This window comes from Coprococcus sp. AF99-45 (assembly GCF_027663865.1).
Lineage (GTDB): Bacteria > Bacillota > Clostridia > Lachnospirales > Lachnospiraceae > Allocoprococcus > Allocoprococcus comes.
Window position 1 is genome coordinate 16,666 of record NZ_JAQDGZ010000006.1, and the last position, 24,141, is coordinate 40,806.

Below are 24,141 nucleotides of genomic sequence, written 5' to 3' on the forward strand. Positions count from 1 at the left end.
AATGAAAGCAAAAAAATGGCTAACTATTATTACATTGATTATTACAGCCTTGTCATTAGTTCTTGCCTTTATCATTGGCAAGAATAGTAATTGTATAACTTATGACATATCTATGGCAATTTTCGGCGGAGCTGCTCTTGGCTTTATAATGTCATTAACAGAATATTATGTTGAAAGACGAAAAGCAATGGAAGAATTTTGGCTTCAGGCAACCAAGGTATTAAATGAATTAAAAAAGATAAAATATCTTGATGTGGATGCGCCTATAAATTTAATTGTTGATGCAATACATGAAGACGATTCAAATGCATTGAAGGAAAAATTTCATCTTTTAAGTAATGATGAAAAAATATCAGTTAATGCAAAGGAAAATTTGATTTCTTGGTATAAAGAAAACATTCCCATTCCTTTTGATGAAAATACTGATGATAACAAGGAATTAACTCATCTATATGATTCGAATATGGCTGGTTACAAAGAAGTTTTCCTTCAATGCATGGACAGTTATCGAGAGGCATCAATGGTTGAATTGGGAAATCTTGACAACGCATACGGGAACTTGGATTTTATTATAGCTAACAAATGTATTCGACAAAAAGCATATGAGCAAATATATGATAAGTTGAGAAAAATTGTTTATCAGTTTCGAAACGAAGTATACCATTTTAATCTATTAAAAGATGGAAATGGCAATTTTCCAGTATGTATTTTAAAAGTATCTGAACTTAATCAGAAATACTTTTTGTCAAAAGAGAAAAATCTCCAAGGGTATACTAATGTTTCAATATTTCAAAATGTTTTTGATGATATTGATGCTTCATTAGAAAAATTTAGATGCAAAATATATAGAATCGAATATGTTGAACCAAAAGCAATACCTGTTTCCGGTAAAACATTTTTCAATAACAACGAAAAGTAGAATTCGTATTTTGAAATTTGGTAATGGAGTGTGCGTAACCGCTAAGCAAAAATTATTATCCGGGTATTAGGGTGTCCCTAATGAGCATTTTACCGTTTGGATAACCAAATGGTCTGCTCGCTAAGATTATACAATCTAATCTCACAAATAAAATTAAGGCACAACCTACGGAAATTTTCTCCGTAAGTTATGCCTTTTCCTCATCTATAAATCACTTGTTCATTAACGATTTCTGTTGCTCGGTTGCGAATATTATTCATCTTTTGCACCCATAACATCATATTCATTGCTTTGAGTTTTTCTGTAACTTGCTCCTTTTCGGCAAGTGATTTTACTGTCTGTTCAAATAAATCTTCTGCTTGACACTCGACACCGTCAAGATAATCATAGAGCCTTTCTCTCGTCAGAAGATTATAATATCGCACCTTATGGTTCTGCTTTAGATATTGTCTGTGACGGTTTGCCAAAACGCCTAAATGTATTTCTTCTTGCTCCTTGGTTCTTATGCAAGGGATAAGATAATTGCCTTGCTGTTCATACTGCACATTCATAATCAGCCCTCCTGATAAATTATTTTGAAATTCTTTTTCTTTGCACCGATAAACTCCACAAGCACATCATCGACTGCATCGGTATATCTGCCTTGTGCGATTAAGTCGTTTCTCAGGTTATTTAGTGAATTGATGATTAAACTGTATCCGTTATCGGTCAGTGCAAGATGGTATTTGATAGTTCTCATTGCGAATCCCTCCTTGACTATATTCTACTCGGCTGATTTTTAAATTGCAAATGTGTGGATTTTCAAAACATAGAAAAAAGACTCTGACCTTTTACAGTCAAAGTCTTTCTCTGTTCTTTGCAATGCCCTATAAAGTTGTATTCTTATAATTTTTAAGTTACTGCCTTATGTGGTGTTAGCATAGAGCTGCATCCTTTTTTATTTGACAGAGAATTCCGAAGAAGCTTGCTTTTGCCATCCATGTATCTGCAGGTAGTAGTTTACTCCTGGCGCTTGATCTGAAAATGAATGGCATCATCAGACCAGATCTTATCGGTATATCGGATTTCGATGGTAGACCAGTTCAGTGGGACTTCCAGAGAAAGATATCCTTCCAGGGTTTCGCCGGGAGCGATCGTTCCATCGAGCTTTGGCTGGTCGCTTGTGGTTGCAAGAGCAGTAAATGCAGCTGCACTGTAGTCAAGTTTGGTATCGTCACAATAATTTTCAAAGCTTGCCATACTGCTGATGACCAGATCATCAGATGTCTGATTGACAATTGTCATATGGACAAACATAAATTCATTGCCTTCTGTCGGGACAGACCAGTCATCTCCTTCGGATTCTACGTAGCTGTCCATCGTAATCTCAATGCCATTGTATGCGGCGGTCTCATTTTGCTTATAGATCTCTTTGGTGGCATCAGCTGTCTTCTTCGGTGTTGAAGTGCCGGAAGAATTGTCAGAAGAAGTGTGCATTTTGGGAAAAAGGAATATAACCGCAATAATGATCAGGATGAGAATCAAGATGATAAACGGCAGACTTTTTTTGTGTTTCTTTTTGGGGTTTGTTAGCTGGTCTGGTGAAGTTACATCATCAGAAGATACATCGGACTTTGTGCCTGCAGTATCGTTTTTGGAAACTGGCGTTGGTTTGGCAGCAGGTTCATCTTCCTGACCGGAGCTGATAACTGGTTCTGGAACTGGAGCATGCTCCTGTACGGAGGATTCATTTCCGGAAAAGGGTTTGTCTGTAGAAACTTTTTCAGTCTCTTTTTTTTCAGTGGTTTTCTTCTGAGCTTCTGCTTCTTCTGCTTCCGGAACATTTTTACGCATGCTGCGCATGGCAGCAGCTGTGCTGTGGTAGATCTCCGGTCCGTTCAGGGGATCGTCGAAAAAAGCCTGCTGTCTGGCAGCCGGGCGCTTTTTTCTGGAAACAGATCCATGCTTATGGGCAGAAGATCTGGCACTTCGGGTATCTGTATCATCCGGAATCACAGCGGATGCCGGAAATCTTTTACGGCAGGTATCACAGAGATATTTGCCGGGATATTTTTTGCTGGGGCGGACTTTGTGACCGCATACAGGGCATTTCATTCTAAGTTAAGTCTCCTTTATGATTCAAGTGTTCTGTTTTTATTATAGGGGAAAATCCTGTCAAAAACAAGGAGGTATTCTTGTCGAACAGGCAGAAAAGTGATATCATACTGACTAAGTAACGTGGCAGAAAGTCGAAGCTGTCAGATACAGGAAAACAAAAGAAAGCAGGGAATGATATGACATATCAGGAAATGATGGAAAACGCAAAATTATCTATGGGGCTTTACTGCAAAGCCTGTCCGGTTTGTGATGGAAGAGCATGTAAAAACCAGATACCGGGACCGGGCGCAAAAGGTGTTGGTGATACTGCGATCAGAAATTATAAAAAGTGGCAGGAGATCCGCGTGAACATGGATACGATCTGTGATGGCGGAGAGACAGACACTTCTGTGAATTTATTTGGAAAGGAATTTAAGATGCCGTTCTTTGCAGGACCGGTTGGAGCCGTGAATCTGCACTACAGTGACAGGTATGATGATGTTTCTTATAATAATGTACTGGTATCAGCCTGTGCAGATGCCGGAATCGCCGCATTTACCGGAGATGGAGTGAATGCAAAGGTAATGGAGGCTGCAACGGAGGCAATCCGTGAAAATGATGGATGCGGGATACCTACAGTAAAGCCTTGGAATCTGGATACTGTCCGGGAGAAGATGGAACTGGTGAAGAAGTCAGGAGCATTTGCGGTAGCGATGGATATTGATGCGGCAGGACTTCCGTTTCTGAAAAATATGAATCCGCCGGCAGGAAGCAAGAATGTACAGGAGCTTTCCGAGATTGTGAAGATGGCTGGAAGACCATTTATTGTCAAAGGCGTGATGACAGCGAAAGGCGCGAGAAAAGCAAAAGAAGCAGGTGCCGATGCGATCATCGTATCTAATCACGGAGGAAGAGTGCTGGATCAGTGTCCGGCAACTGCAGAAGTGCTGGAAGAGATTGTAAAAGAAGTGAACGGTTCTATGAAGATTCTGGTTGACGGAGGGATTCGCTCCGGTACAGACATTTTTAAGGCACTTGCACTTGGTGCTGATGGTGTACTGATCTGCCGGCCGTTCGTTGTAGCGGTCTATGGCGGTGGAGAAGAAGGTGTGAAGCTTTACATTGATAAGCTGGGAGCAGAACTCAAAGATGCCATGCAGATGTGCGGTGCACATTCTGTTTCAGAAATTACAAGAGATATGGTAAGATATTATCAGGACTAGAAAAATACATGCAGGAGGATAATACAATGGGAATGAGAGTGAACGCAGAGCTGCCATTACCGGCAGACCTGAAAAACGAATATCCGTTATCGGATAAATTAAAAGCTATCAAGGCGAAGCGGGATGAGGAGATCCGTGATATTTTTACAGGGAAATCAGACAAATTCGTGGTGATCATCGGGCCATGTTCGGCGGACAATGAAGATTCGGTATGTGAGTACGTGAACAGGCTTGCAAAGTTAAATGACAGAGTATCGGATAAGCTGATGATCATTCCAAGAATCTACACGAACAAGCCACGTACAACCGGAGAGGGATACAAGGGAATGCTGCATCAGCCGGATCCGGAGCAGGCACCGGATCTGCTTGCCGGAATCATTGCAATCCGTAAAATGCATATCAGAGCCATGCAGGAGACTTATCTGACAGCAGCAGATGAGATGCTTTATCCGGAGAACAGAAGTTATCTGGATGATATTCTTTCTTATGAAGCGATTGGTGCGCGTTCGGTTGAGAACCAGCAGCACCGTTTGACTGCGAGCGGAATGGATATCCCGATTGGGATGAAGAATCCGACAAGTGGAGATTTATCGGTAATGCTCAATTCTGTTGTTGCAGCACAGGGACCGCACCGCTTCATTTATCGTGGGCAAGATGTGACGACAGGTGGGAATGATCTGGCACATGTGATCCTGCGGGGCGGCGTGGATAAATATGGCACAACGATTCCAAACTACCATTATGAGGATTGCAAGAGACTTCTGGATATGTATGAGCAGAAGAATTTGAAGAATCCTGCAGCGATCATTGATGCCAATCATTCCAATTCTAACAAGCAGTACAAAGAACAGCTCAGAATCGTAAGCGAAGTGCTGCACACAAGAAATTATGATTCAAAGCTGAAAAAACTGATCAAAGGTGTAATGGTAGAAAGCTACTTGGTAGAAGGAAGACAGGATATCGGCGGAAATATGGTATACGGTAAATCGATTACGGATCCGTGTATTGGATGGGAAGATACAGTGAGACTGATTGATAAGATTGCGGAAGACTGTTAATTGTAAAAATACAGTGTATCAAGGTTGAAAAACTTTGATACACTTTTTTTTTGCAGAAATGATTACAAAATTACAGTAAGATATATTTCCAGGGCAGATAGAATGTATGTTGTAAAAACATAAATTACGGGTTAATGAGAAAACTTCTCAAAAATTCCTATAGACAAAATCCCACTAATATAGTAGACTATAAATAGTTAGAAAAAGCTAACTAAAATAAATTTAAACAAACTCATACAAGAGGAAAACAACATGAACTGGATGCAGAAAGATGCACAGACATCTGCTCAGATGGAAATTGCATGGCAGTGTGCTCCGGTATTGACCGGTGTAAAGCCATCCAATATTCTGACCTTGAAAAATGTAAGTGAAAAGGAAGTTGCGGAAAGTCTGAAAGAGATGGGAATTTCATACAGCATGCTTTGCGACAGCGGAGTCCGAAAAGTATGGCTGATCTACAGAGAAGAAGAGATTCTTGAAATCCTTGGAAAAAAAGAATACAGCGAATTTCTTGATACATTTGGCTATCGGGGATTTGAGTTTCCACAGATGCTTCAGATCATGAATCTGAGATTTGAAGGATATCAGCATGGAAGTGCAGAATTTCCACATGAACTTGGAATTTTCCTCGGATATCCACTTGCAGATGTGAAAGGGTTTATTGAGCACAACGGAAAAGATTTCCTTTATCAGGGATACTGGAAAGTGTATGAGAACGTAGAAGAACGCAAGAAAATGTTTTCTATCTACAACGTTGTAAAAGAGGAATTTATCAGGGAAATGCAGGCAGGGAAGGATTTGTGGCATGCAGCAAGAAGCGTGAGACAGCCATTTGACATACAGCCTGCATAAAGGAATAAAACCTGGTAGATGATAGAAAGAAAAAAGAAAGGAAGAATTTAAAAATGAGTGATATTTGTGTAGCATACTGGAGCGGAACAGGAAATACAGAAGCAATGGCACAGGCAATTGGAGCAGGAATTACAGCAGCAGGGAAAAGTGCTGATGTAGTACCGATGGAAACTATTTCGCCTGCTGATTTAAAAGATCAGGCTGTCTGGGTACTTGGATGCCCTGCAATGGGAGCTGAAGAACTGGAAGACGGAACGGTAGAACCGTTTGTATCTGAACTGGAAGGATTTGCATCAGGAAAAAAGGTTGCCCTGTTTGGATCCTATGACTGGGGAGACGGCGAATGGATGCGTACATGGGCTGAAAGAATGGAACAGGCTGGCGCACAGATCGTCGGCGGAGAAGGACTTATCTGCCACGGAACACCGGGAGCAGATGCAATAGATGAGTGTGAGTCACTCGGCAGGGAGGTGGCTGGCTTATAAGAGATACGAACACCTTTTAAATAAAACAGAAAACCGAAAAAGCTAAATAATCAAATAAAATTATAATCGAATCAAAAACAAATAAAAATCAAAAATTAAAAGCTAAATAATCATCAAAAAAGAGCCGCTCCGTTTCTGCGGGGCGGCATACAAAAAAATCACAATCGTTATTAGAATGAATTAAGGAGATGGATAAGAATGAGCGTTGTAATTGTAGGAGGTCATGACAGAATGGTCTGTCAGTATAAAAAAATATGCAAACAGTTTAAATGTAAAGCTAAAGTATTTACGCATATGTCTGCCGATCTGAATAAGCAGCTTGGACAGCCTGACCTGTTTGTACTTTTTACAAATACAGTATCGCACAAGATGGTAAAAACCGCGCTTGATGAGGCAAAAAGAAGCAATGCGAAGGTGGTTCGCAGTCATACAAGCAGTGGTGCGGCTCTGACAGAAATTTTAACACAGGAAGCAGGAGCAGCAGTTTAAAGCATGAATTTATTTACCGGGATCATGATCCCTTTTATTGGAACGACGCTGGATGTGGCACTTGGATAGAATGCAGAGTGGAAAAGCGAAAAGAAATGAAATGAATGTGTCCTGGTATGAAAATTATCTGGGCACTTTTTATATGTGCCCAGCTTGGCAAATATAAAAAAGAGGTCTTTCTCACGAAAGACCTCTTACAGCGTGCGTTAGAGGATTCGAACCCCCGACCTTTTGGTCCGTAGCCAAACGCTCTATCCAGCTGAGCTAAACGCACATTTATATCGTGTGTTGAACTGTGTTGCTCAACAACAAAATTAAGTATACATCAGAAAAAATAATATGTCAAGTATTAAAATGAAAAAAGTTCAAAAAATCTTGACCTCATTTTTGAACGGGGCGATGAAAGCCGGTTTGCTGGTTCTTATTCGAGATAAGGACAGATCTGATTCCATTTGGTAAGCAGGCGTTTCTTTGACCAGGCTGCATTTGCCGGACTTGTGGATGGCAGACAGATTGCTTTTTGCTGAGTTTGTGGAAAACAGTATTTTTTATATAAGCGGTATGCAGTGCCACCGTTGGTGAAAATCTGCCGGATGGATGCCGTCTGAAGAATCTCTGAAAGGTCATTGGGAACGACATTGTGGATACTGCTGTCACTGGAGCCTTCGATATCACAAGAGGCGATCACATCCCAGACGGCAATGTGGTGTGCAAGGAGCAGTGATTTTTTCTCTTCTATGCCGGCAGGAAGTGGTTCACCTGTAAGTGTGGCAAGAAGATCCCAGAAACGGTTTCTTGGATGCCCGTAGAAAAACTGACTTTCCCGTGATTTTACAGAAGGGAAGCTCCCAAGGATCAGAATGCGGGAGTCTGTGTTAAATACAGGATGGATTTCGTGAAGTACATGTGAAGATTGAGCCATAGGTATGCCTTCTTTCATAAATATATTCAATAAAAGGATAAGCGATACGGGAGTGAAAAGCAAGTGGGAATGGGAAAAAGTACAGTCCGGGTTACTGTTCACTCCCGTGTCAATCACGACGCTGATTGGCACGGAGGCTGCACCTTTTATCTTGAATCGCATCTCGCCCATCGCCAAAGGCGATTTAAAATGGCGAGACGCGTTGCTGGTCACAGGTACTGTGAACAGTAACCAATCTGGCAGAATGCACAAGACAGGGAATCCTTGTGACTGTCAGAGGATTATAGAAAATAAAAAGATCAGTGACTGATTTTAGAACAAAAAGTTTGTGAATTATTGAAAAAAGTTCTGCTTGTAAAGTGGCAGATGTCAGTGTATAGTGAAGTCACTCTAATTCGATTCTAATTTTATTTTATAGGAAATTGCATCCGGTATAATGAAATACTCTGAAGATACGCCGGGTGACATTCTCTGCTTTGAAACAGATCACAAGAAAAGTATATGATATCAGACACATGATTCGATGTGACATTTTCAGGACAAGTTAATATGAATGAACAGACACAGGGAGGAACAGGATGGAAGAAAGAAGAGACTATGCGGTACTCCGTTTTGTGGATCAGAATGGCTGGAGTTATATGGTAAATGACTATGCAAAAGGCTGTTCTTTGATGGAGTATATCAAACAGGGGATCCGGGTGGAAAAAGAAACAGTATTTGACTGGATCAGACAGCTTTCAAAACAGCTGGAACAGTATTATCGTTGTGGAAATGAGGATGCGGCGTATGGATATGTGAATCCATATGCAGTGATCATAACCGGAGACGGAATGCTTTGTCTTCTGGATATCAATGAACCGGAAAACGAGGAACTTTTAAAGCAGATGAAGAAGAAAAAGCTTCGTATGCTTTTTGTAAGGAAAGAAAGGGTTCTTTCGCAGAAGACAGAACGGTCGGATGATCTGTATGGTCTGGCAAAGATAATGGAATTTACAGTAGAAAAATGTCTGGATCCAAAGGCATTTACACGGAAAGAAGAGCGAGTCTGGAAAAGAATGCTTGGAAAGTGTTATAGCAGTGGGAAAAATGCCATAAAAGTATTGAAAAATATGCAAAAAGAAATTGGTTTTCTGGAAAGGGAAATGGAAAGACCGAGGGATAAGGTTTCGGCAAAAAAGATTTTGCTTGCAATTCTGGCGGTTTGTATCATGAGTGCAGCAATCATCGGAGGGACAGTGAAAAAGCCGGAAACAAAAGCGATTGCAGCGGATCAGGATCAGCCAGAGGCGGGAGTTCAGGAAGGAGTAAAGGAGAAAAAGGAGACAAAAGAGGTTGTGGAACAAAATGGGGACAGTCCTTATCTGGAAATGGGACTTATTTATTATGTAGCGTGGGAAGATTATGTGAACAGCCTGGATAGTCTCGATAAGGAAATGCAGGAGACAGAGTTTTCCGATGCATACCGGGTAGTCATAGCGAGTCTGGAAGAAGGGAGTATACAGCAGGAGGATGGATTAAGCGCAGAAGATGCAGTAAAAAAAATATTAGATGAATTGGAGAAACGTGCAGAAAAAATACAGATGAAAGTGTATTTGTACCAATACCCGCTATTGAAGGTAAGTGTTCTGGAAGAGAGTGAAAAATGGCACAGGCTGACAAAGAGAATTGGTGAGGAGATGATTAGAAGACAGGCGTGGTACCGGTGGGATACAAATGGAGAAAAGGAGTGTGAGGTCAGAAAATATCTTGCAGAAAGCTATTTTAAACTTGGTGAGAATTTAAAAGCAGCTGAACAATATGAACAGATCAGAAAATTAGAATCGAATGAAGAAGAATTAGAAGAGATTTATGAAAAGCTGCAGTTGATTTATGAAGAAGCGCAGGAATATGAGAAAGTGTGGGAGATCAGCAGAGAGGCGGTTGAAGTATTACCGGATTCAGAAAGGTTGTGGATGAACTATCTGGAGCGTTATTGTGAGAATCCGGAAATGGAAAGAGAATTATGTGCAGAAGCAGTAAAAAAGGCCATCCAAGCAGTTCCTGAGCTTGCAGAATCAGAAGCGTTTAAACAGCTTCAGGGAAAATATAAAATTGTGATCGATGGAGAAAATATCCGGGTTGGAGAATAAAACGCTGAAAGAAATTTTTGAAAAAGTCCCATAAAAGGGAGGATGCCGGGTGACTTAAAAGCCCCCGGCATGTATTATGAAAAAGTTATTCTATTATTAACTTCTGCACGTCTTATTAAATGATTTGTTTGAAATCTTTTATCTTTTATGTTCTTCATTTGATGATTCTAGTATATAAAACACTTGTGAAGAAAGAGTGTTTAACAAATGAAGGATTTTTGAAAGATAAATGAACAAATTGTGAACAAGACTATTTGCGGAATGCGAAGTATGGAAGTCCATCTTTCATAGGTACTTCTACACTTCCCCGGATCAGTGGACGGGCATAAGCGATGAATTCATCTCCGATGTCGGAACCGTCTTTTGTGATCCATTCTTCAGGAACAGCTTTTTCTTTATTGCAGATTTCGTTTACGTCTGCAGTTCCGAATTCAAGGATGTATGGGTCATCACTCTTACGGATAAAATTGATCATCTTTCCTGTTTCACCATCTAAAGCGGCACTTACAGCAAAACGGCCGGAAGCAGCGGCTTCGTCCAGATCTGTGGCAGATAAACAGGAGGAAGAGCATCTCTGGCAGACATTGAGCTCCACAGAGCGTACTTTGATACCAAGCTTTTCTTTTACGAGATTTTCAAGATACTTTCCGGAGCCAGTCAGCATTTTATGACCGAAAGTATCTGTGCCGACATCACTTGCAAGCTCGCAGACAAAGGTTCCGTTACCATCGTTGATTCCTTCGGAAATGCAGACAACGAGATTAGAAGTTTTAGTAAGCTTTTCTTTTACCTTTTCGATAAATGCATCCGGGGAGAAAGCAACTTCCGGAAGATAAATAAGAACCGGATTATCGCCTTTAAATTTGCGGGCAAGAACGCTTGCGGCAGTCAGCCATCCGGCATGGCGTCCCATGATCTCGACGATGGTGACAGATGGTTTATTATCATAGACAGAGGCATCAATTGCAATTTCGCGTACTGTAGAAGCAACATATTTGGCAGCACTTCCGTAGCCCGGGGTATGATCGGTCAGAACCAGATCGTTGTCGATGGTTTTCGGAACTCCGATGATGCGGATATCACTTCCGACTGTTGCTGCGTAGCGGGATAATTTACTTACGGTATCCATAGAATCATTTCCGCCAATATAGAAGAAATAGCTGATTTCTTTTTCGGTAAATTTCTGGAAAAGTTCAGGATAAACCGGATCAGAAAGATCTTCCGGTAATTTATAACGGCAGGAACCAAGATAAGAACCCGGTGTGGTGCGGATACGTTCCAGTTCGCCATTTTCTTTTAAAGGTGCCATGTCCATTGTGTGATTGGCAAGAAAACCTTCGATACCGTTGATCATACCGATGACATTATCAATCTCCGGATTTGCCAGACCTTCTGAGACAACACCATAAAGACTTCCGTTGATTACAGCAGTAGGACCACCTGATTGTCCGACCAGTAAATTGTGATTCATAGTTGAAATCCTCCTCTTTATTCATAGTAATCATATAGCTTTAACTATAGCCGAAAAATGTGAAATTTACAATATCAGTTGGAAAACAAAAAAAATTAGGCTATACTAGGAACGTGAGCTTTAAATTGAGAAGGAGAATACACATGAAATATATATCGTTTGCGATTCCGTGTTATAACTCGGCAGCTTATATGGACCGGGCAGTGGAATCTATTTTAAAAGGTGGAGAAGATGTAGAGATCATCATAGTTAATGACGGATCAAAGGATGATACTTCAAAGATTGCACATGAGTATGAAGAAAAGTATCCAACGATCGTCCGTGCAGTTGATAAGGAAAATGGTGGACACGGAGATGCGGTCAATGCAGGTCTTGACCACGCAGAGGGAAAATATTTTAAAGTTGTGGACAGTGATGACTGGGTAGATGAAGAAGCACTGTACAAGATTCTGGATGTTCTGAAAAAGTTTGAAGAGGAAGAAAAGCAGGTGGATATGCTGCTTGCCAATTATGTATACGAAAAAGAAGGAATGGAGCACAAGAAAGTGATTGAGTACAAGAATGTGCTTCCACAGGAAGAGATTTTTGGCTGGAATGATGTGAAACATTTTCATCTGGGACAGTATATTCTGATGCATTCTGTTATTTACCGGACAGATTTCCTGAAATTATGTCAGCTCAGGCTGCCGAAGCATACGTTCTATGTGGACAATATTTATGTTTACTATCCACTCCCGCATGTGCGTAAGATGTATTACATGGATGTGGATTTTTATCGTTATTACATTGGAAGAGAAGATCAGTCTGTCAATGAAAAGGTGATGATCAGTCGTGTGGATCAGCAGATCTTTGTCACAAAGAGTATGATTGATATGTATGATATGCGCAAGATTTCTAATAAAAAACTGCGGGTCTATATGACTAATTATCTTGCAATTATGATGACGGTGTCTTCGATTCTTCTGATTCGTTCCAAAAATGCAGAGAATCTGGAAAAGAAACGGGAGCTGTGGCAGTATCTGAAGAAGAATCACTACGGAACTTATTGGAAGATCCGTTACGGAATCCTTGGACAGACCATGAATCTTCCGGGCAGATCAGGAAGAAAGATTTCGTCTCTGGCGTACATTGTGGCGAGAAGAATTGTAGGATTTAATTAAAATTCGTTCTTGACATTTCCGAAGAGAAGACTATAATAACGATTAAAGAAAATATGGTTCACCAAAATTCGTTGATGAGAACAAAGTCGTATCCGTCATTATTTTCAGAGAGCCTGTGGATGGTGTGAACAGGTAATAACCGGATAAGGATATCCTCTCTAAGAAGCGGGTCCAAAGCAGAAAAGTATCTGCAAGTAGACTTCGCCGGGATCCACCGTTATATGGATAGCATATGTTGGTATGTGAAGTGCCGCAGATTATTTTCTGTGGAATTAGGGTGGTAACGCGGATTTTATTCGTCCCTTTTCAGATTGATTCTGGAAAGGGATTTTTTTGTTTCATAGGAAGTTCCTATGAAACAAAAGGCACATTCCTTTTTATTGCTGTGTATACAAAAAATCCTGTGAATTTTGTTATCGGATGATTAGAAGAACAGTTTTGTGTGGACGAAAAGAAAAAGGAGGAAACTGTAATGAAAGCATTACAAAAAGCAAGCAAATTTTTATCAGACTATACATCAGTGGTGGTAATCGCTATTGCAGTAGTCACATTCTTTGTACCGGCAATGATGGGATGGGTAAATAACCCATTGTTCGTTGATCCGGTATCCAACAAGTTCACCTGTCAGTCGATCATCATCGGAATCATCATGTTCAGCATGGGGCTGACACTGACAACCGAAGATTTTAAGATTCTGGCACAGAGACCTTTTGATATCTGTATCGGCGCAATCGCGCAGTATCTGATCATGCCATTTCTTGCATTTGCACTGACGAAAGTACTTCAGCTTCCGGATGGAATTGCACTTGGTCTGATCCTTGTGGGCTGTTGCCCGGGTGGTGTATCATCCAATATCATGTCTTATCTGTGTGGCGGGGATGTGGCATTTTCTGTAGGAATGACTACGGTATCCACAATCATTTCACCGGTTATGACACCGCTTATGGTTTCACTTCTTGCAAGCGGAACACATATTACGATCAAAGGACTTCCGATGTTTGTATCTATTGTTGAGACCGTTATTGTTCCGGTAGCTTTTGGATTTTTACTGAATTATCTGTTTGGAAAGAAAAAGACATTTACAGAGCTTCAGAAAGTAATGCCTGGAGTTGCAGTACTTGGACTTGCATGTGTAGTTGGCGGAGTTGTTTCTTCGCAGGGAGACAAATTCTTTGAATCAGGAGTTGTAATTTTTGTGGCAGTATTTCTTCATAATGGACTTGGATATCTGCTGGGATATGGCGCAGGAAGACTGACTGGTATGAATACTGCAAAGAAGAGAACGATCTCCATCGAAGTTGGAATGCAGAACGCCGGACTTGCTACCAACCTTGCAACTACAACGGCACAGTTTGCGGTGGCACCGGAATCTGCAATTATCTGTGCTGTATCCTGTACATGGCATTCTATCTCAGGAACACTTCTCGCAGGATTATTTGCAGCATATGATAAGAGAAAAGCAGGAAAGCCTGCAAATAAAAAGCAGGCTGCAGAAAATGTAGCATAAAATACAGAAATAATTTCGGAATGGTCATCATAAAATATCAGGAATAACTTACAGGACGTAAGAAGTTATGAAAGATCAGAAGCTGGAAAATCTTTTAAATCTGGCACTTGGTGCAACAGAAGAGGAAAGAGAGAAATCCTTGAATCTGGATGTCGGTTATCATCCGATTGACAGGGAATGGGAATTGATTATTAAATATTCGGGCAATCTGGACCAGATAAGAGATCTGGCGAGCCAGGTGGTTGAGCTTCAGAATGAGTACGCAATCATTCGGATCAGCCGATCTGGAATTGATAGACTTTCGGATATTCCGGAGGTAGAATATATAGAAAAACCGAAACGTTTATTTTTTCAAATAGCAAATGGAAAGCGGGTATCCTGTATCAATGAGGTACAGGATACCCGCTTTCTTGATCTTCGTGGACAGGGTGTACTTGTGGCGATAATTGATTCGGGGATTGATTATGCGAATGAAGATTTTCGGAATGCAGATGGAACGACAAGGATAAGGGCGTTGTGGGATCAGTCGCTAATATCGGATGAGAATGAAGAGAAGAATCCACCAAAAGGTTATCGGATGGGAGTGGAATTTACCCAGGAGCAGATTAACAGGGCACTTGAGGCTGCCTCGTCAGAGGAAAGGAGAAGAATGGTGCCAAGTCAGGATATATCCGGCCATGGGACTCAAGTTGCAGGGATTGCTGCCGGAAATGGGCGAGGAAGTGGAAAGCTATATGCCGGTGTGGCGCCAGACAGTGAATTAATTGTAGTAAAAATGGGGTCGCCTATGCCAGATGGATTTCCACGGACGACAGAGCTGATGCAGGCATTGGATTATGTGGTGAGGAAATCGCTGGAGGTGCGGATGCCGGTGGCGATCAATCTGAGTTTTGGAAATACCTATGGCTCTCATGATGGAAGAAGTCTGGTGGAGCGGTATATCGATGATCTGTCGAATTTCTGGAAGAGTGTGATCTGTGTGGGAACGGGAAATGAGGCAGCAAGTGCAGGACATACGTCCGGGGTGATGCAGGAAAGGAAGGAAGAAAGAATACAGCTTGCAGTGCAGTCGGAAGAACCAACACTGAATATTCAGATCTGGAAAGCGTATACGGACGAAGTGGAAATTTCATTCGTATCTCCGACAGGGACGCGGATTGGCCCGATTCAGTCTGTTCTCGGCCCGCAGAGATTTCGGATTGGAGATACGGAGATTTTATTATATTATGGAAAGCCGAGCCCGTATAATGTGGCACAGGAAATTTATATTGATATGATTCCGGTGACGAATTATATTACGTCGGGAGTCTGGCAGATTATCCTGAATCCGACAAGGGTTGTGGAAGGACAGTATGATCTGTGGCTGCCAAGTGAGAATGTACTAAACCGGGGGACGGGATTTCTGTATCCAGATGAAGAAGTGACCTTAACGATCCCTTCGACTGCGGAAAAAGTGATATCGGTTGGAGCGTATGATGCGCTTACTTTTTCCTATGCACCTTTTTCAGGAAGGGGATATACCTGGCAGGATGAAAGGACGAAGCCGGATCTTGTGGCGCCGGGAGTGAATGTCAGGACGGCAGCAGTTGGCGGAGGGATGACTACGGTGAGTGGAACTTCTTTTGCGACGCCTTTTGTAACCGGAGCGTCGGCACTTTTGATGGAGTGGGGGATTGTGAGAGGGAATGATCTGTTTTTGTATGGGGAGAAGGTGAAGGCGTATCTCCGGCGTGGGGCGAGAGAGCTGCCGGGATTTGAGAAGTATCCGAATCGGGAGGTGGGGTATGGGGCGCTGTGTGTCCGGGATAGTCTGCCGGGGTGAGGAGAGTAGGTATATACGATTATGTGTAAGAAAAATCTGATTTGCATAAAAATGAATTGACATGTGTAAACAAAAATGCAATAATATGTGTAATAAAAAATGCAAAAAAGGAAGTTGTTTATGAGAACAAATACATATATCAGATTGGAAATGCTATATAAAAAGTATAAAGGATATGTGGAAACACGAGAAATTCTGGAAGAAGGTTTTTCAAACCGCCAGATCGCTGTTTTGGTTAAAGAAGGATATTTGGAGAATGTGACACATGGACATTATTGGCTATCCGGTGGGCAATGTAAGAAGCCTCAAGACTATAAATGTATTGAAGTATGTCTTAGCAATCCAAAGGCTGTTATTTGTATGGACAGTTCTCTTTATTATCAGAAGGTTAGTACAAAGGAACCAGAGTATTTATCGGTTGCGACAGAGCGAACAGACCGTAGTATATTAAAAATGAATTTTCCGACGAGGCGGCATTATTTTTCTGGACGAAATTTTCAAATTGGTCAGAGAAAAAGAGAGACAGAATTTGGTAGTTATAATATCTATGATGTTGAACGGAGCCTTTGTGATATACGGCGTTTAGAGCCAGAAAATTCATTTGAAATCATGGATTATGTAAAAGAGAGTGAGCAACAGTATAAACGTCTGATGAAATATGCAGAGTTGTTTGGAATAAAACAATTTTAAAGGAGAAATATGGATTACATGTATGATGGCATATATATTTTGGATGAGAATCTGGAAAGTGCCAGAAAAAGACAAATGTTCAGAATACTTGTCTATTATCAAAGGTTATGTCTGTATTCGGGCGGTACAATAGCAGGTGAAAAGAAGCTAGATTCAAATAGCTTACAGACACCTTTATTTTGGGATCAGGAAAGTGCTTTGGAGCAGAGGATATACGAAAAAATGAAAAAATGGGAAATAAGACATCCCATAATGGGAATTGTGATATGTACAATACTAGGGGGAATATTGATTAGTCTGATAGCAGGAATTATTTTAGAGGGAATTATGATGGTATGACAAGAACTATAAAAATATGAAAGAGAAAAGGATTCTGCAAATGTTTTTGGATTCTAAAGGTGAGAGAAAAGTGATAAAGAATAAAATTATTAAAGTACAGGATATTTTAATTACAGTTGCCAGTGAGGATTTTGATGATTATATCTGTATTACGGATATGGCGGCCGCGAAAGGTGGAGATTCAAGAGCAGCGGATGTTATAAGAAATTGGTTGAGGAATAGGATGACGTTGGAATTTCTATGTACATGGGAAGAAATTTATAATCCGGAATTTAAAGTGTTCGAATCTGAACACTTTAAAAAACAGGCTGGATTATTAACATTTACACCTAGTGTTTCTGAATGGATAGAAAAGACAAATGCAAAAGGGATGTATGTAAAAAGAGGTCGCTATGGAGGTACATTTGCACATAAAGATATCGCATTCGAGTTTGCTTCTGCAATCAGCCCGGTATTTAAGTTGTATTTGATTAAAGAATTTCAAAGATTAAAGGAAAATGAAAATAACCAGAAAAAAATAGAGTGGGACGCAAAAAGATTTTTATCAAAAAATAATTATCTGATACAGACAGATGCGGTTAAGAATTATATTATACCGAGTGGAAATTACCGGACAAATTTAGAATGGCTTGCATATGCAGATGAGGCAGATATTCTGAATGTTGCACTGTTTGGTTTTACTGCAAAGGCATGGCGTGAATCTAATCCTGAACTTGCGAAGAAGAATAATGCTCGTGATTTTGCGACAATTAATGAATTGACGGTTCTTTCAAACATGGAGACTCACAATGCACATATGATTAGAGAAGGAAAGTGCAGACAGGAAAGATTTGCTATCTTGAAAGAAATCGCCGAATACCAGTTGAAAATACTAAATGAAGCAGATCAGGTTAAAACACAGATAGGTTCACAGGAATGATGAAAAAAGCTTCCTATGCAAAAACTTTTGTCAGGAAAGGAATTTGCATAGGAAGCGTTTTGGGTAGCAATAGTGTAACATCCGCAGTACGATTTTATGACAACAATATAACATCCTCCTCTGAGAAAAACAAAGAAAACAACGGTTTTACAGACTTTTTCAAGAGGAAAAGCCAAAAAAGTTTGTAGCAATGACTTGACATCCTCGGGGGCACTGTGTGTCCGGGATAGTCTGCCGGGGTGAAATGATTTTAGAAATATATAATGCGGAATCATGAAGTGAGTATAATATGTATTGCGATAAGCATGAAAAATAGTTATAGTTAAAGGTAAAAGACGTGAATGGAGAGGAGCGGTAAAATGACGATAGAAGAAGTATTGGCAGTCGAAGAAATGCAGGTATTTGACAGGAAAAGTGTCAATATTGCTCCCAAAGTATTGGCAATACCAATTATTGCATTTGCAAATGCTGATGGTGGCACAGTTGCCATTGGAATATCTGACAAGACACGCAGGATAGAAGGTGTCGATTATGACATCTAAAAGTTGAATGAACTTCTTCGGGTACCGTTTGATTTTTGTGTTCCGACTGTGAAAGTAGAAATAGAAAAAGTCCAGTGTATTGATTTTAAAGGAAGAGAGAATCATGTTCTTCTTATGCATATTGAACCAAGTATGGAAGTACATGCGAATCAGGCAGATGAAGTGTTTATGCGTGTTGGAGATAAATCAAAAAAGCTCGCTTTTGAAGAACGAATGCAGTTGATGTATGATAAAGGAGAACGATTTTTTGAAGATAAACCGGTTCCGGAAGCTGATATAGAGGATATTGATTTAGCTTTTGTAGAAAAATATATTGCTCAAATCGGCTATTCCAAGACAGCAATGGAATATTTGAGGGAAAATAAAGGATTTATAAAAGAAAAAAATGGGAAAGTGCAGATAAGTTCTGCGGCAATATTGTTATTCGGTAAAAATCCGCAGTTATATTTCCCAAGAGCACGTGTACGTTTTATTCGTTATGAAGGGACAGAAGAACGTGTCGGGACACAGATGAATGTTATCAAGGATGTCATTTTTGAAGGAAATATACTGAAGATGATAACAGATGCAGTTGCATACCTAGATACACAAATTAAGGAAAAAACTTATCTGGGCGAGGATGGGTTATTTGTAACAGAAGAAGAATATCCGAAGTTTGTCCGACAGGAAATTATTGTAAATGCTGTTACACATCGAGATTACAGTATTAGAGGAACTGATATTCAGATAAAAATGTTTGATGATAGGATTGTTGTGGAAAGTTACCGGGACTTGTGAAAACAGACAATATCTGACATACATATTTTTCTAGGAATCCAAAGATTGCAGAATTTTTGAAAGCATATAGCTTTGTAAAGGAATATGGCGAGGGTGTTGACCGTATGTGCAAAGAGTTAGAAGCGGTACGTTTACAAGATCCTGAATATAGACTGAATGCTTTATGCTACAGACAACAATCAGAAACAGTACTTTAACTGATAAAAAACCACGGTTTGGTTGATAAAAAACCACTGTTTCAAGTTATTGACGATGCAGTCTGCAATAAGATTTTGGCTCCTACCATTTCGGAAAATATGAAAGAAATTGTTGAGGCTTTTGACATGAATCAGATTTTTGGTCGTAAGGAAGTAAAAAAAAACTTGGATATGGTGATTATAAAGCAGGCAAAGCAATAGAGGTTATGCAAGTATTGAACATCGTAATTCCTGTAGAAGGAAAAGGAAAGGGAAAGTATATTTTAAAAGAAATGTAGTGGTTAGTTTCATTGGTCTCAAAACAAAAGTGGGATTAGTGAGACTGATGTGAGAATCTTATGCGAAGAAGTATGAACTATAAAGTGGAGGAAGAATATGGAACCTACGAAAAAGGATTGGAAACTGTACAGAGAACGAATTGGTGACTGGGAGAAACAAGTATGAAGAATTTAAGATAGAACGTATAGATTATTTCGAGAGTATGAAACTTTTTCTGTAAAATAATGTTTATAAGGTTCTTCTATGATACTATAAATATCATTAGGAGGGCCGTTTATTATGGCAAGGCAAAAGAAACCTGTACATCGTGGACAAATGACAGAAGGAAAACGAAACATCATCCATCAGCTCCTGGAAGAGTACGATATCCAGTCTGCAGAAGACATTCAGGATGCGCTCAAGGATCTTTTAGGCGGCACCATTAAGGAAATGATGGAAGCTGAAATGGATGATCATCTTGGTTACGAAAAATCCGAACGCTCAGATAATGATGATTATCGCAATGGTTATAAGCGGAAACAGGTCAACAGCCGGTATGGCTCGATGGAAATCGAAGTGCCACAGGATCGCAAATCAACATTTGAACCACAGGTTGTGAAAAAACGTCAGAAAGATATTTCCGATATTGATCAGAAGATCATTTCCATGTATGCCAAAGGAATGACTACCCGGCAAATTTCTGAAACCATCGAAGATATTTATGGCTTTGAAACTTCTGAAAGCTTTATTTCTGATGTGACTGATAAGATCCTGCCACAGATCGAAGACTGGCAGAACCGGCCACTGGACGAGGTCTATCCCATTCTCTACATTGATGCAATCCATTATTCTGTAAGGGATAATGGCGTGATCCGAAAGCTTGCTGCTTACGTGATTCTGGGAATCAACACGGAAGGAAAAAAAGAAGTTTTAACCATCAGTGTTGGCGATAACGAAAGCGCAAAATACTGGCTTTCCGTTATGAATGAACTGAAAAATCGTGGTGTCAAAGATGTATTAATCATCTGTGCCGATGGTTTAACCGGAATCAAAGAAGCGATCGCAGCAGCTTTTCCAAAGACGGAATACCAGCGCTGTATTGTACACCAGGTAAGAAACACGTTGAAATATGTCCCGGATAAAGACAGAAAAGCCTTCGCTACGGATCTGAAAACCATTTATCAGGCCACAGATGAAAAGAAAGCTCTGGCAGCCTTAGAGCGTGTAACAGAAAAATGGGCACCGAAATATCCGAATTCCATGAAGCGCTGGAAGGATAACTGGGACGCAATCTCGCCGATCTTTAAATTTTCAACGACGGTCAGAACGGTGATTTATACTACAAATGCTATTGAATCCCTGAATTCTACCTACCGGAAACTGAATCGCCAGAGAAGCGTATTTCCAAGCGATACAGCTCTATTAAAGGCACTGTATCTTGCCACATTTGAAGCTACGAAGAAATGGACCAGTACGATCCGCAACTGGGCACAGGTGTATGGTGAACTGAGTATTATGTACGAAGGACGCCTCCCAGAGTAACGAATAAACAGGCGAATAAGACGGGCGGAAAACCGTCTGCTCTTGACATGCCATTCAACAACTGTTATATATAAAACAAGGGTGAGAAGCCTGATTTTCAGGCTTGCCACCCTTGCATATCATAGAAGAATCTTATTTACAGACTTTTTCTCAGTATTTCCATACGCTCTATCTCACATTTCATATTAAATTTTTGAATTCTACAAACTGAAATTTATATAATTATCTCTCTAACTTTCCCCATTTTATAGGCTTTCCCGCCTGTCCATTAGTGAAATGATATGTAGTTTCCCTTATTTTTGCCCTTATGAGATAATCACAAGGGAAATAAGGGAAATTTTTTAGTCATTGCCTACCACTTTATCAAGAAGCCGAACCGATTTTCGTTTCGCATCTCTTGTGGAGTGAGCATAGACGTTCATTGTGGTACTGACATCTGAGTGTCCTAACAATTCCTGCACATCTTTTGGGGCAGCTCCATTTGCTAAAAGGTTGCTTGCATAGGTGTGACGTAACTGGTGGAAATGAAAGCCTTCAAATCCCTCTAATGTTTTTGCTACCTTTCTGCATACCGTTCCCAAAGTAGTCGGAAGTTCCAGACAGCCATCAGGTCTTAAGCAGACGAAAGAAATTTCTTTATAATCTGCCGGGACTTCCTCTGTTCTGTCTAAGCAATAATACTCGTAGTACACTCTGTTTTTCTCTTTGACCTCTTTGTAGTAGTTCGTGTGATAAAGTTCTCCATACTGCATTCGATTTTTTAACTGCTCTTTCCGGGCATTACGGAAAATCTCTACCAGCGTATCTCCAAAATCAACAATCCTCACTTTTTTCCGCTTGGTTGGTCCGATGATATATTTGCGTTTTGAGCCATCATATCGGATGCTGCGTCTTATGGTAAGGCATTGTTCTTCCAGATTTACGTCCTGCCATGCCAAACCACAGGCTTCTCCAATACGAAGCCCGGCATAATAGGCTATCTGGATTGGAAGTATTGCGGCTGGGTTCTTTTTTTGAAGATACGTAAGCAGTCTTTCATAATCTTCTCGTGAAATTGGTTGGATATTTCCGTCCATGTCCTCATCCGAAAACAAATCAACTTCGTCCGTCTGATACCGCAGTTTAATATACTGCATGGGATTGAACGTAATATACTGTTTTGGAAATACTGCAAAGCGGAAGGACTGCTGCATGACTGCGGAAAAAGAATGGATGTAATCTTTGCTGTAACCCTTTTTCTCTTTTCCATCGGGATGAACTCCCCCAAAGGAAAGCAAATCAAAGAAGGATTGCAAATGCTCAGAGGTTACATTTTTTAATTTCCGTTCTGCCAATGGGTGTTTCTTGATATTTCGGATTGTTCCGAGGTAATTCTCCACAGTACCATTGCTGAGCGTACCTGTTTTTAATTCCTCCTCTGCCCACACATCCAGAAGTTGTCCGACTGTGAGATTTTCCGCTTTGGCAACAAATTTCTTTTTTTCATAATCATCCATTGCCTGACGGAGCAGCTTTTCAGTTTCACTTTTGCTTTCTGTTCCAACGCATTCTTTTTGAACAAGATTGCCGCTTGCGTCCTCTACATAGAAGCGGTAGTACCATTTCTTTCCTTTTTTTCTTACCGACCCTTTTGCCATAATCGTATATCTCCTTTCGATATTAGACAATCGGAACTGATGAAATGCTTCGTGCGTGTAAGTATATCATAACTCCGGTTGTCTTACTATACCGATTCGGAATCTTCGTATAAGACTTCTGATAAAAGATTTGCAAGCCTTTGTTCTGCTGTTTTTGGTTTCTTGGAATAGAGCCTTACAACGTCTGCCATCTCATTAAGAGCATTGATGGTAGGAGTGATTTCCCTTAAGAACATAATCTCATTATATTCCTCATTCGATTCAAACCCTATTGTTTTGGCAATATCCGTCTGACCAGCATTCCCCTTGAAATTTTTGCAGGCGAACTGGAAGGAATCCAAAAACAGACCATATTGTTTTAACATCAGCAGTAATAAATCTTTTGAAAAAGCATCTTCTTCTTTGGTAAGGGCAAGCGGTAACTGTTCCAGAATATCTCCCATCGCATCACGAATCTGTAACTCTCTCTTATCCGTAATGTCGGTTTCATATTCATCTGTTTCCCCTTTGAGCCATTCCACAGATACATGGAGTGCTTCCGAAAGACCTTCCAGCACCATTTTTTTCGTATTGTCAATCGAACCATTCTCATAACGCAGGATTGTAGAAGCGGTAACCCCCATCTTTTCTGCGACATAAGGCTGTGTCAGATTCAATTCCAGACGGCGCTGTTTTACTCTGCTGCCTATCAGCTTGCGTAGTTCTTTATCTTTCATGCTGACTGCCTCCTTTTTCGGTATGTATGAATTATAGCATTGTTTTTCTAAAATTGCAATATGCAACATAAAGTTTGTTTTTGATATTTCGTAACGCTTGACAAAAAGATATGAAAAGGATATACTTACATCACAAGAATTGCATAATGCAATTTATAAGGAGGTGATTATATGACGCAAAGAAAAATTGCATTATCCATCGAAGAAGCTGCTGACTATACGGGAATCGGCAGAAATACCTTAAGACAGCTTGTAGAATGGAAGAAACTTCCAGTATTAAAGGTTGGTCGCAAAGTCCTGATTAAAACCGATATTCTGGAAATGTTTATGGAAGCTAATGAAGGTCGTGATTTGAGGGATAGAGGAAATGTAAAAGCCGTAACAAGAACTGCGGCAAATTAAAAAGGCGGC

The 24,141-nt window shown here is 40.4% G+C and carries 26 protein-coding genes, 1 tRNA gene and 1 other annotated feature; of the genes, 19 read left to right on the top strand and 8 right to left on the bottom strand.

From position 1 onward, the window contains the following. Window position 1 precedes the first annotated feature (1 nt). A complete protein-coding gene (locus PGR14_RS06530; RefSeq protein ID WP_055297160.1) occupies window positions 2–919 on the top strand; it encodes a hypothetical protein in 918 nt (305 codons plus the stop codon). 200 nt (window positions 920–1,119) lie between these two features. Here PGR14_RS06530 and PGR14_RS06535 read toward each other — a convergent pair whose 3' ends face one another. From PGR14_RS06535 to PGR14_RS06545, 3 genes are all read right to left on the bottom strand, one after another. Then, window positions 1,120–1,470: a TnpV protein gene (locus PGR14_RS06535; RefSeq protein WP_055261601.1), complete on the bottom strand. Its 351-nt coding sequence runs from the start codon at window positions 1,468–1,470 to the stop codon at window positions 1,120–1,122. Between the two features lie 2 nt (window positions 1,471–1,472). After that, window positions 1,473–1,658, bottom strand: coding sequence for a hypothetical protein (locus PGR14_RS06540; RefSeq protein WP_055261599.1), 186 nt, complete (start codon window positions 1,656–1,658; stop codon window positions 1,473–1,475). Between the two features lie 260 nt (window positions 1,659–1,918). Next, the gene (locus tag PGR14_RS06545) at window positions 1,919–3,013 is read right to left on the bottom strand and encodes a DUF4352 domain-containing protein (protein ID WP_055262309.1); all 1,095 of its coding nucleotides are present in this window, start codon (window positions 3,011–3,013) and stop codon (window positions 1,919–1,921) included. Between the two features lie 179 nt (window positions 3,014–3,192). Here PGR14_RS06545 and PGR14_RS06550 point away from each other — a divergent pair, with 179 nt between their 5' ends. From PGR14_RS06550 to PGR14_RS06570, 5 genes are all read left to right on the top strand, one after another. Beyond that, complete coding sequence (locus PGR14_RS06550) at window positions 3,193–4,218, top strand: alpha-hydroxy-acid oxidizing protein (RefSeq protein ID WP_055262312.1); 1,026 nt, start codon at window positions 3,193–3,195, stop codon at window positions 4,216–4,218. Window positions 4,219–4,244: 26 nt separating this feature from the next. Continuing rightward, window positions 4,245–5,276: a 3-deoxy-7-phosphoheptulonate synthase gene (locus PGR14_RS06555; protein WP_055156021.1), complete on the top strand. Its 1,032-nt coding sequence runs from the start codon at window positions 4,245–4,247 to the stop codon at window positions 5,274–5,276. 252 nt (window positions 5,277–5,528) lie between these two features. Continuing rightward, window positions 5,529–6,128, top strand: a complete 600-nt coding sequence (locus PGR14_RS06560; RefSeq protein WP_055262315.1) for a DUF3793 family protein — start codon at window positions 5,529–5,531, stop codon at window positions 6,126–6,128. Window positions 6,129–6,181: 53 nt separating this feature from the next. Beyond that, window positions 6,182–6,613, top strand: coding sequence for a flavodoxin (locus PGR14_RS06565; protein ID WP_008369820.1), 432 nt, complete (start codon window positions 6,182–6,184; stop codon window positions 6,611–6,613). A 198-nt stretch (window positions 6,614–6,811) separates the two neighbouring features. Continuing rightward, window positions 6,812–7,102: a DUF2325 domain-containing protein gene (locus PGR14_RS06570; protein ID WP_008369822.1), complete on the top strand. Its 291-nt coding sequence runs from the start codon at window positions 6,812–6,814 to the stop codon at window positions 7,100–7,102. A 200-nt stretch (window positions 7,103–7,302) separates the two neighbouring features. Here the strand turns inward: PGR14_RS06570 and PGR14_RS06575 are convergent. Further along, a tRNA-Arg gene (locus PGR14_RS06575) sits at window positions 7,303–7,376 on the bottom strand. 147 nt (window positions 7,377–7,523) lie between these two features. Further along, window positions 7,524–8,024, bottom strand: a complete 501-nt coding sequence (locus PGR14_RS06580; protein ID WP_008369823.1) for a DNA-deoxyinosine glycosylase — start codon at window positions 8,022–8,024, stop codon at window positions 7,524–7,526. A 578-nt stretch (window positions 8,025–8,602) separates the two neighbouring features. Between PGR14_RS06580 and PGR14_RS06585 the strand changes: the two genes are divergently transcribed. Beyond that, window positions 8,603–10,153 carry a hypothetical protein gene (locus PGR14_RS06585; RefSeq protein WP_055262317.1) on the top strand — a complete coding sequence of 517 codons (1,551 nt, stop codon included), beginning with the start codon at window positions 8,603–8,605 and terminating at the stop codon, window positions 10,151–10,153. 250 nt (window positions 10,154–10,403) lie between these two features. On the opposite strand, the gene PGR14_RS06590 is transcribed toward PGR14_RS06585, so the two are convergent. Further along, on the bottom strand, window positions 10,404–11,624 hold the full coding sequence (locus PGR14_RS06590; RefSeq protein WP_055262322.1) for a 6-phosphofructokinase: 1,221 nt from the start codon (window positions 11,622–11,624) through the stop codon (window positions 10,404–10,406). A gap of 143 nt (window positions 11,625–11,767) precedes the next feature. Here PGR14_RS06590 and PGR14_RS06595 point away from each other — a divergent pair, with 143 nt between their 5' ends. The 11 genes from PGR14_RS06595 to PGR14_RS06645 all read left to right on the top strand — a co-directional run bounded on the left by PGR14_RS06595 (window position 11,768) and on the right by PGR14_RS06645 (window position 21,377). Then, entirely contained in the window at window positions 11,768–12,784 is a 1,017-nt protein-coding gene (locus PGR14_RS06595; protein WP_055247620.1) for a glycosyltransferase family 2 protein, read from the top strand. Window positions 12,785–12,846: 62 nt separating this feature from the next. Further along, window positions 12,847–13,091 (top strand) — a binding site (T-box leader). A 165-nt stretch (window positions 13,092–13,256) separates the two neighbouring features. Beyond that, a complete protein-coding gene (locus PGR14_RS06600) occupies window positions 13,257–14,291 on the top strand; it encodes a bile acid:sodium symporter family protein (RefSeq protein ID WP_055262326.1) in 1,035 nt (344 codons plus the stop codon). Window positions 14,292–14,358: 67 nt separating this feature from the next. Beyond that, complete coding sequence (locus PGR14_RS06605) at window positions 14,359–16,113, top strand: S8 family peptidase (RefSeq protein ID WP_055262328.1); 1,755 nt, start codon at window positions 14,359–14,361, stop codon at window positions 16,111–16,113. Window positions 16,114–16,233: 120 nt separating this feature from the next. Beyond that, a complete protein-coding gene (locus tag PGR14_RS06610; RefSeq protein ID WP_008369904.1) occupies window positions 16,234–16,803 on the top strand; it encodes a type IV toxin-antitoxin system AbiEi family antitoxin domain-containing protein in 570 nt (189 codons plus the stop codon). A gap of 9 nt (window positions 16,804–16,812) precedes the next feature. After that, window positions 16,813–17,142 carry a hypothetical protein gene (locus tag PGR14_RS06615; RefSeq protein WP_156339428.1) on the top strand — a complete coding sequence of 110 codons (330 nt, stop codon included), beginning with the start codon at window positions 16,813–16,815 and terminating at the stop codon, window positions 17,140–17,142. A 73-nt stretch (window positions 17,143–17,215) separates the two neighbouring features. Next, window positions 17,216–18,061 carry a KilA-N domain-containing protein gene (locus PGR14_RS06620; RefSeq protein ID WP_055262332.1) on the top strand — a complete coding sequence of 282 codons (846 nt, stop codon included), beginning with the start codon at window positions 17,216–17,218 and terminating at the stop codon, window positions 18,059–18,061. Between the two features lie 359 nt (window positions 18,062–18,420). Then, window positions 18,421–18,603, top strand: a complete 183-nt coding sequence (locus PGR14_RS06625; RefSeq protein WP_242856302.1) for an AlbA family DNA-binding domain-containing protein — start codon at window positions 18,421–18,423, stop codon at window positions 18,601–18,603. A gap of 3 nt (window positions 18,604–18,606) precedes the next feature. Next, window positions 18,607–19,380: a hypothetical protein gene (locus PGR14_RS06630; RefSeq protein WP_242856303.1), complete on the top strand. Its 774-nt coding sequence runs from the start codon at window positions 18,607–18,609 to the stop codon at window positions 19,378–19,380. Between the two features lie 56 nt (window positions 19,381–19,436). Then, window positions 19,437–19,577 (top strand): hypothetical protein, encoded by a 141-nt coding sequence (locus PGR14_RS16255; RefSeq protein ID WP_242856304.1) that lies wholly within the window; start codon window positions 19,437–19,439, stop codon window positions 19,575–19,577. Between the two features lie 18 nt (window positions 19,578–19,595). Beyond that, window positions 19,596–19,778, top strand: a complete 183-nt coding sequence (locus PGR14_RS06640) for a hypothetical protein (RefSeq protein WP_082438309.1) — start codon at window positions 19,596–19,598, stop codon at window positions 19,776–19,778. Between the two features lie 357 nt (window positions 19,779–20,135). Then, window positions 20,136–21,377, top strand: a complete 1,242-nt coding sequence (locus PGR14_RS06645) for an IS256 family transposase (RefSeq protein WP_270223165.1) — start codon at window positions 20,136–20,138, stop codon at window positions 21,375–21,377. 341 nt (window positions 21,378–21,718) lie between these two features. Here the strand turns inward: PGR14_RS06645 and PGR14_RS06650 are convergent, their stop codons facing one another. Together PGR14_RS06650 and PGR14_RS06655 are read right to left on the bottom strand one after the other, a co-directional pair. Beyond that, window positions 21,719–23,014, bottom strand: a complete 1,296-nt coding sequence (locus PGR14_RS06650) for a tyrosine-type recombinase/integrase (RefSeq protein WP_008394179.1) — start codon at window positions 23,012–23,014, stop codon at window positions 21,719–21,721. 86 nt (window positions 23,015–23,100) lie between these two features. Beyond that, window positions 23,101–23,730 carry a helix-turn-helix domain-containing protein gene (locus PGR14_RS06655; RefSeq protein ID WP_015530715.1) on the bottom strand — a complete coding sequence of 210 codons (630 nt, stop codon included), beginning with the start codon at window positions 23,728–23,730 and terminating at the stop codon, window positions 23,101–23,103. A 171-nt stretch (window positions 23,731–23,901) separates the two neighbouring features. On the opposite strand from PGR14_RS06655, the gene PGR14_RS06660 reads away from it, so the two are divergent. After that, the gene (locus tag PGR14_RS06660; protein WP_004843519.1) at window positions 23,902–24,132 is read left to right on the top strand and encodes a helix-turn-helix domain-containing protein; all 231 of its coding nucleotides are present in this window, start codon (window positions 23,902–23,904) and stop codon (window positions 24,130–24,132) included. Window positions 24,133–24,141 lie beyond the last annotated feature (9 nt).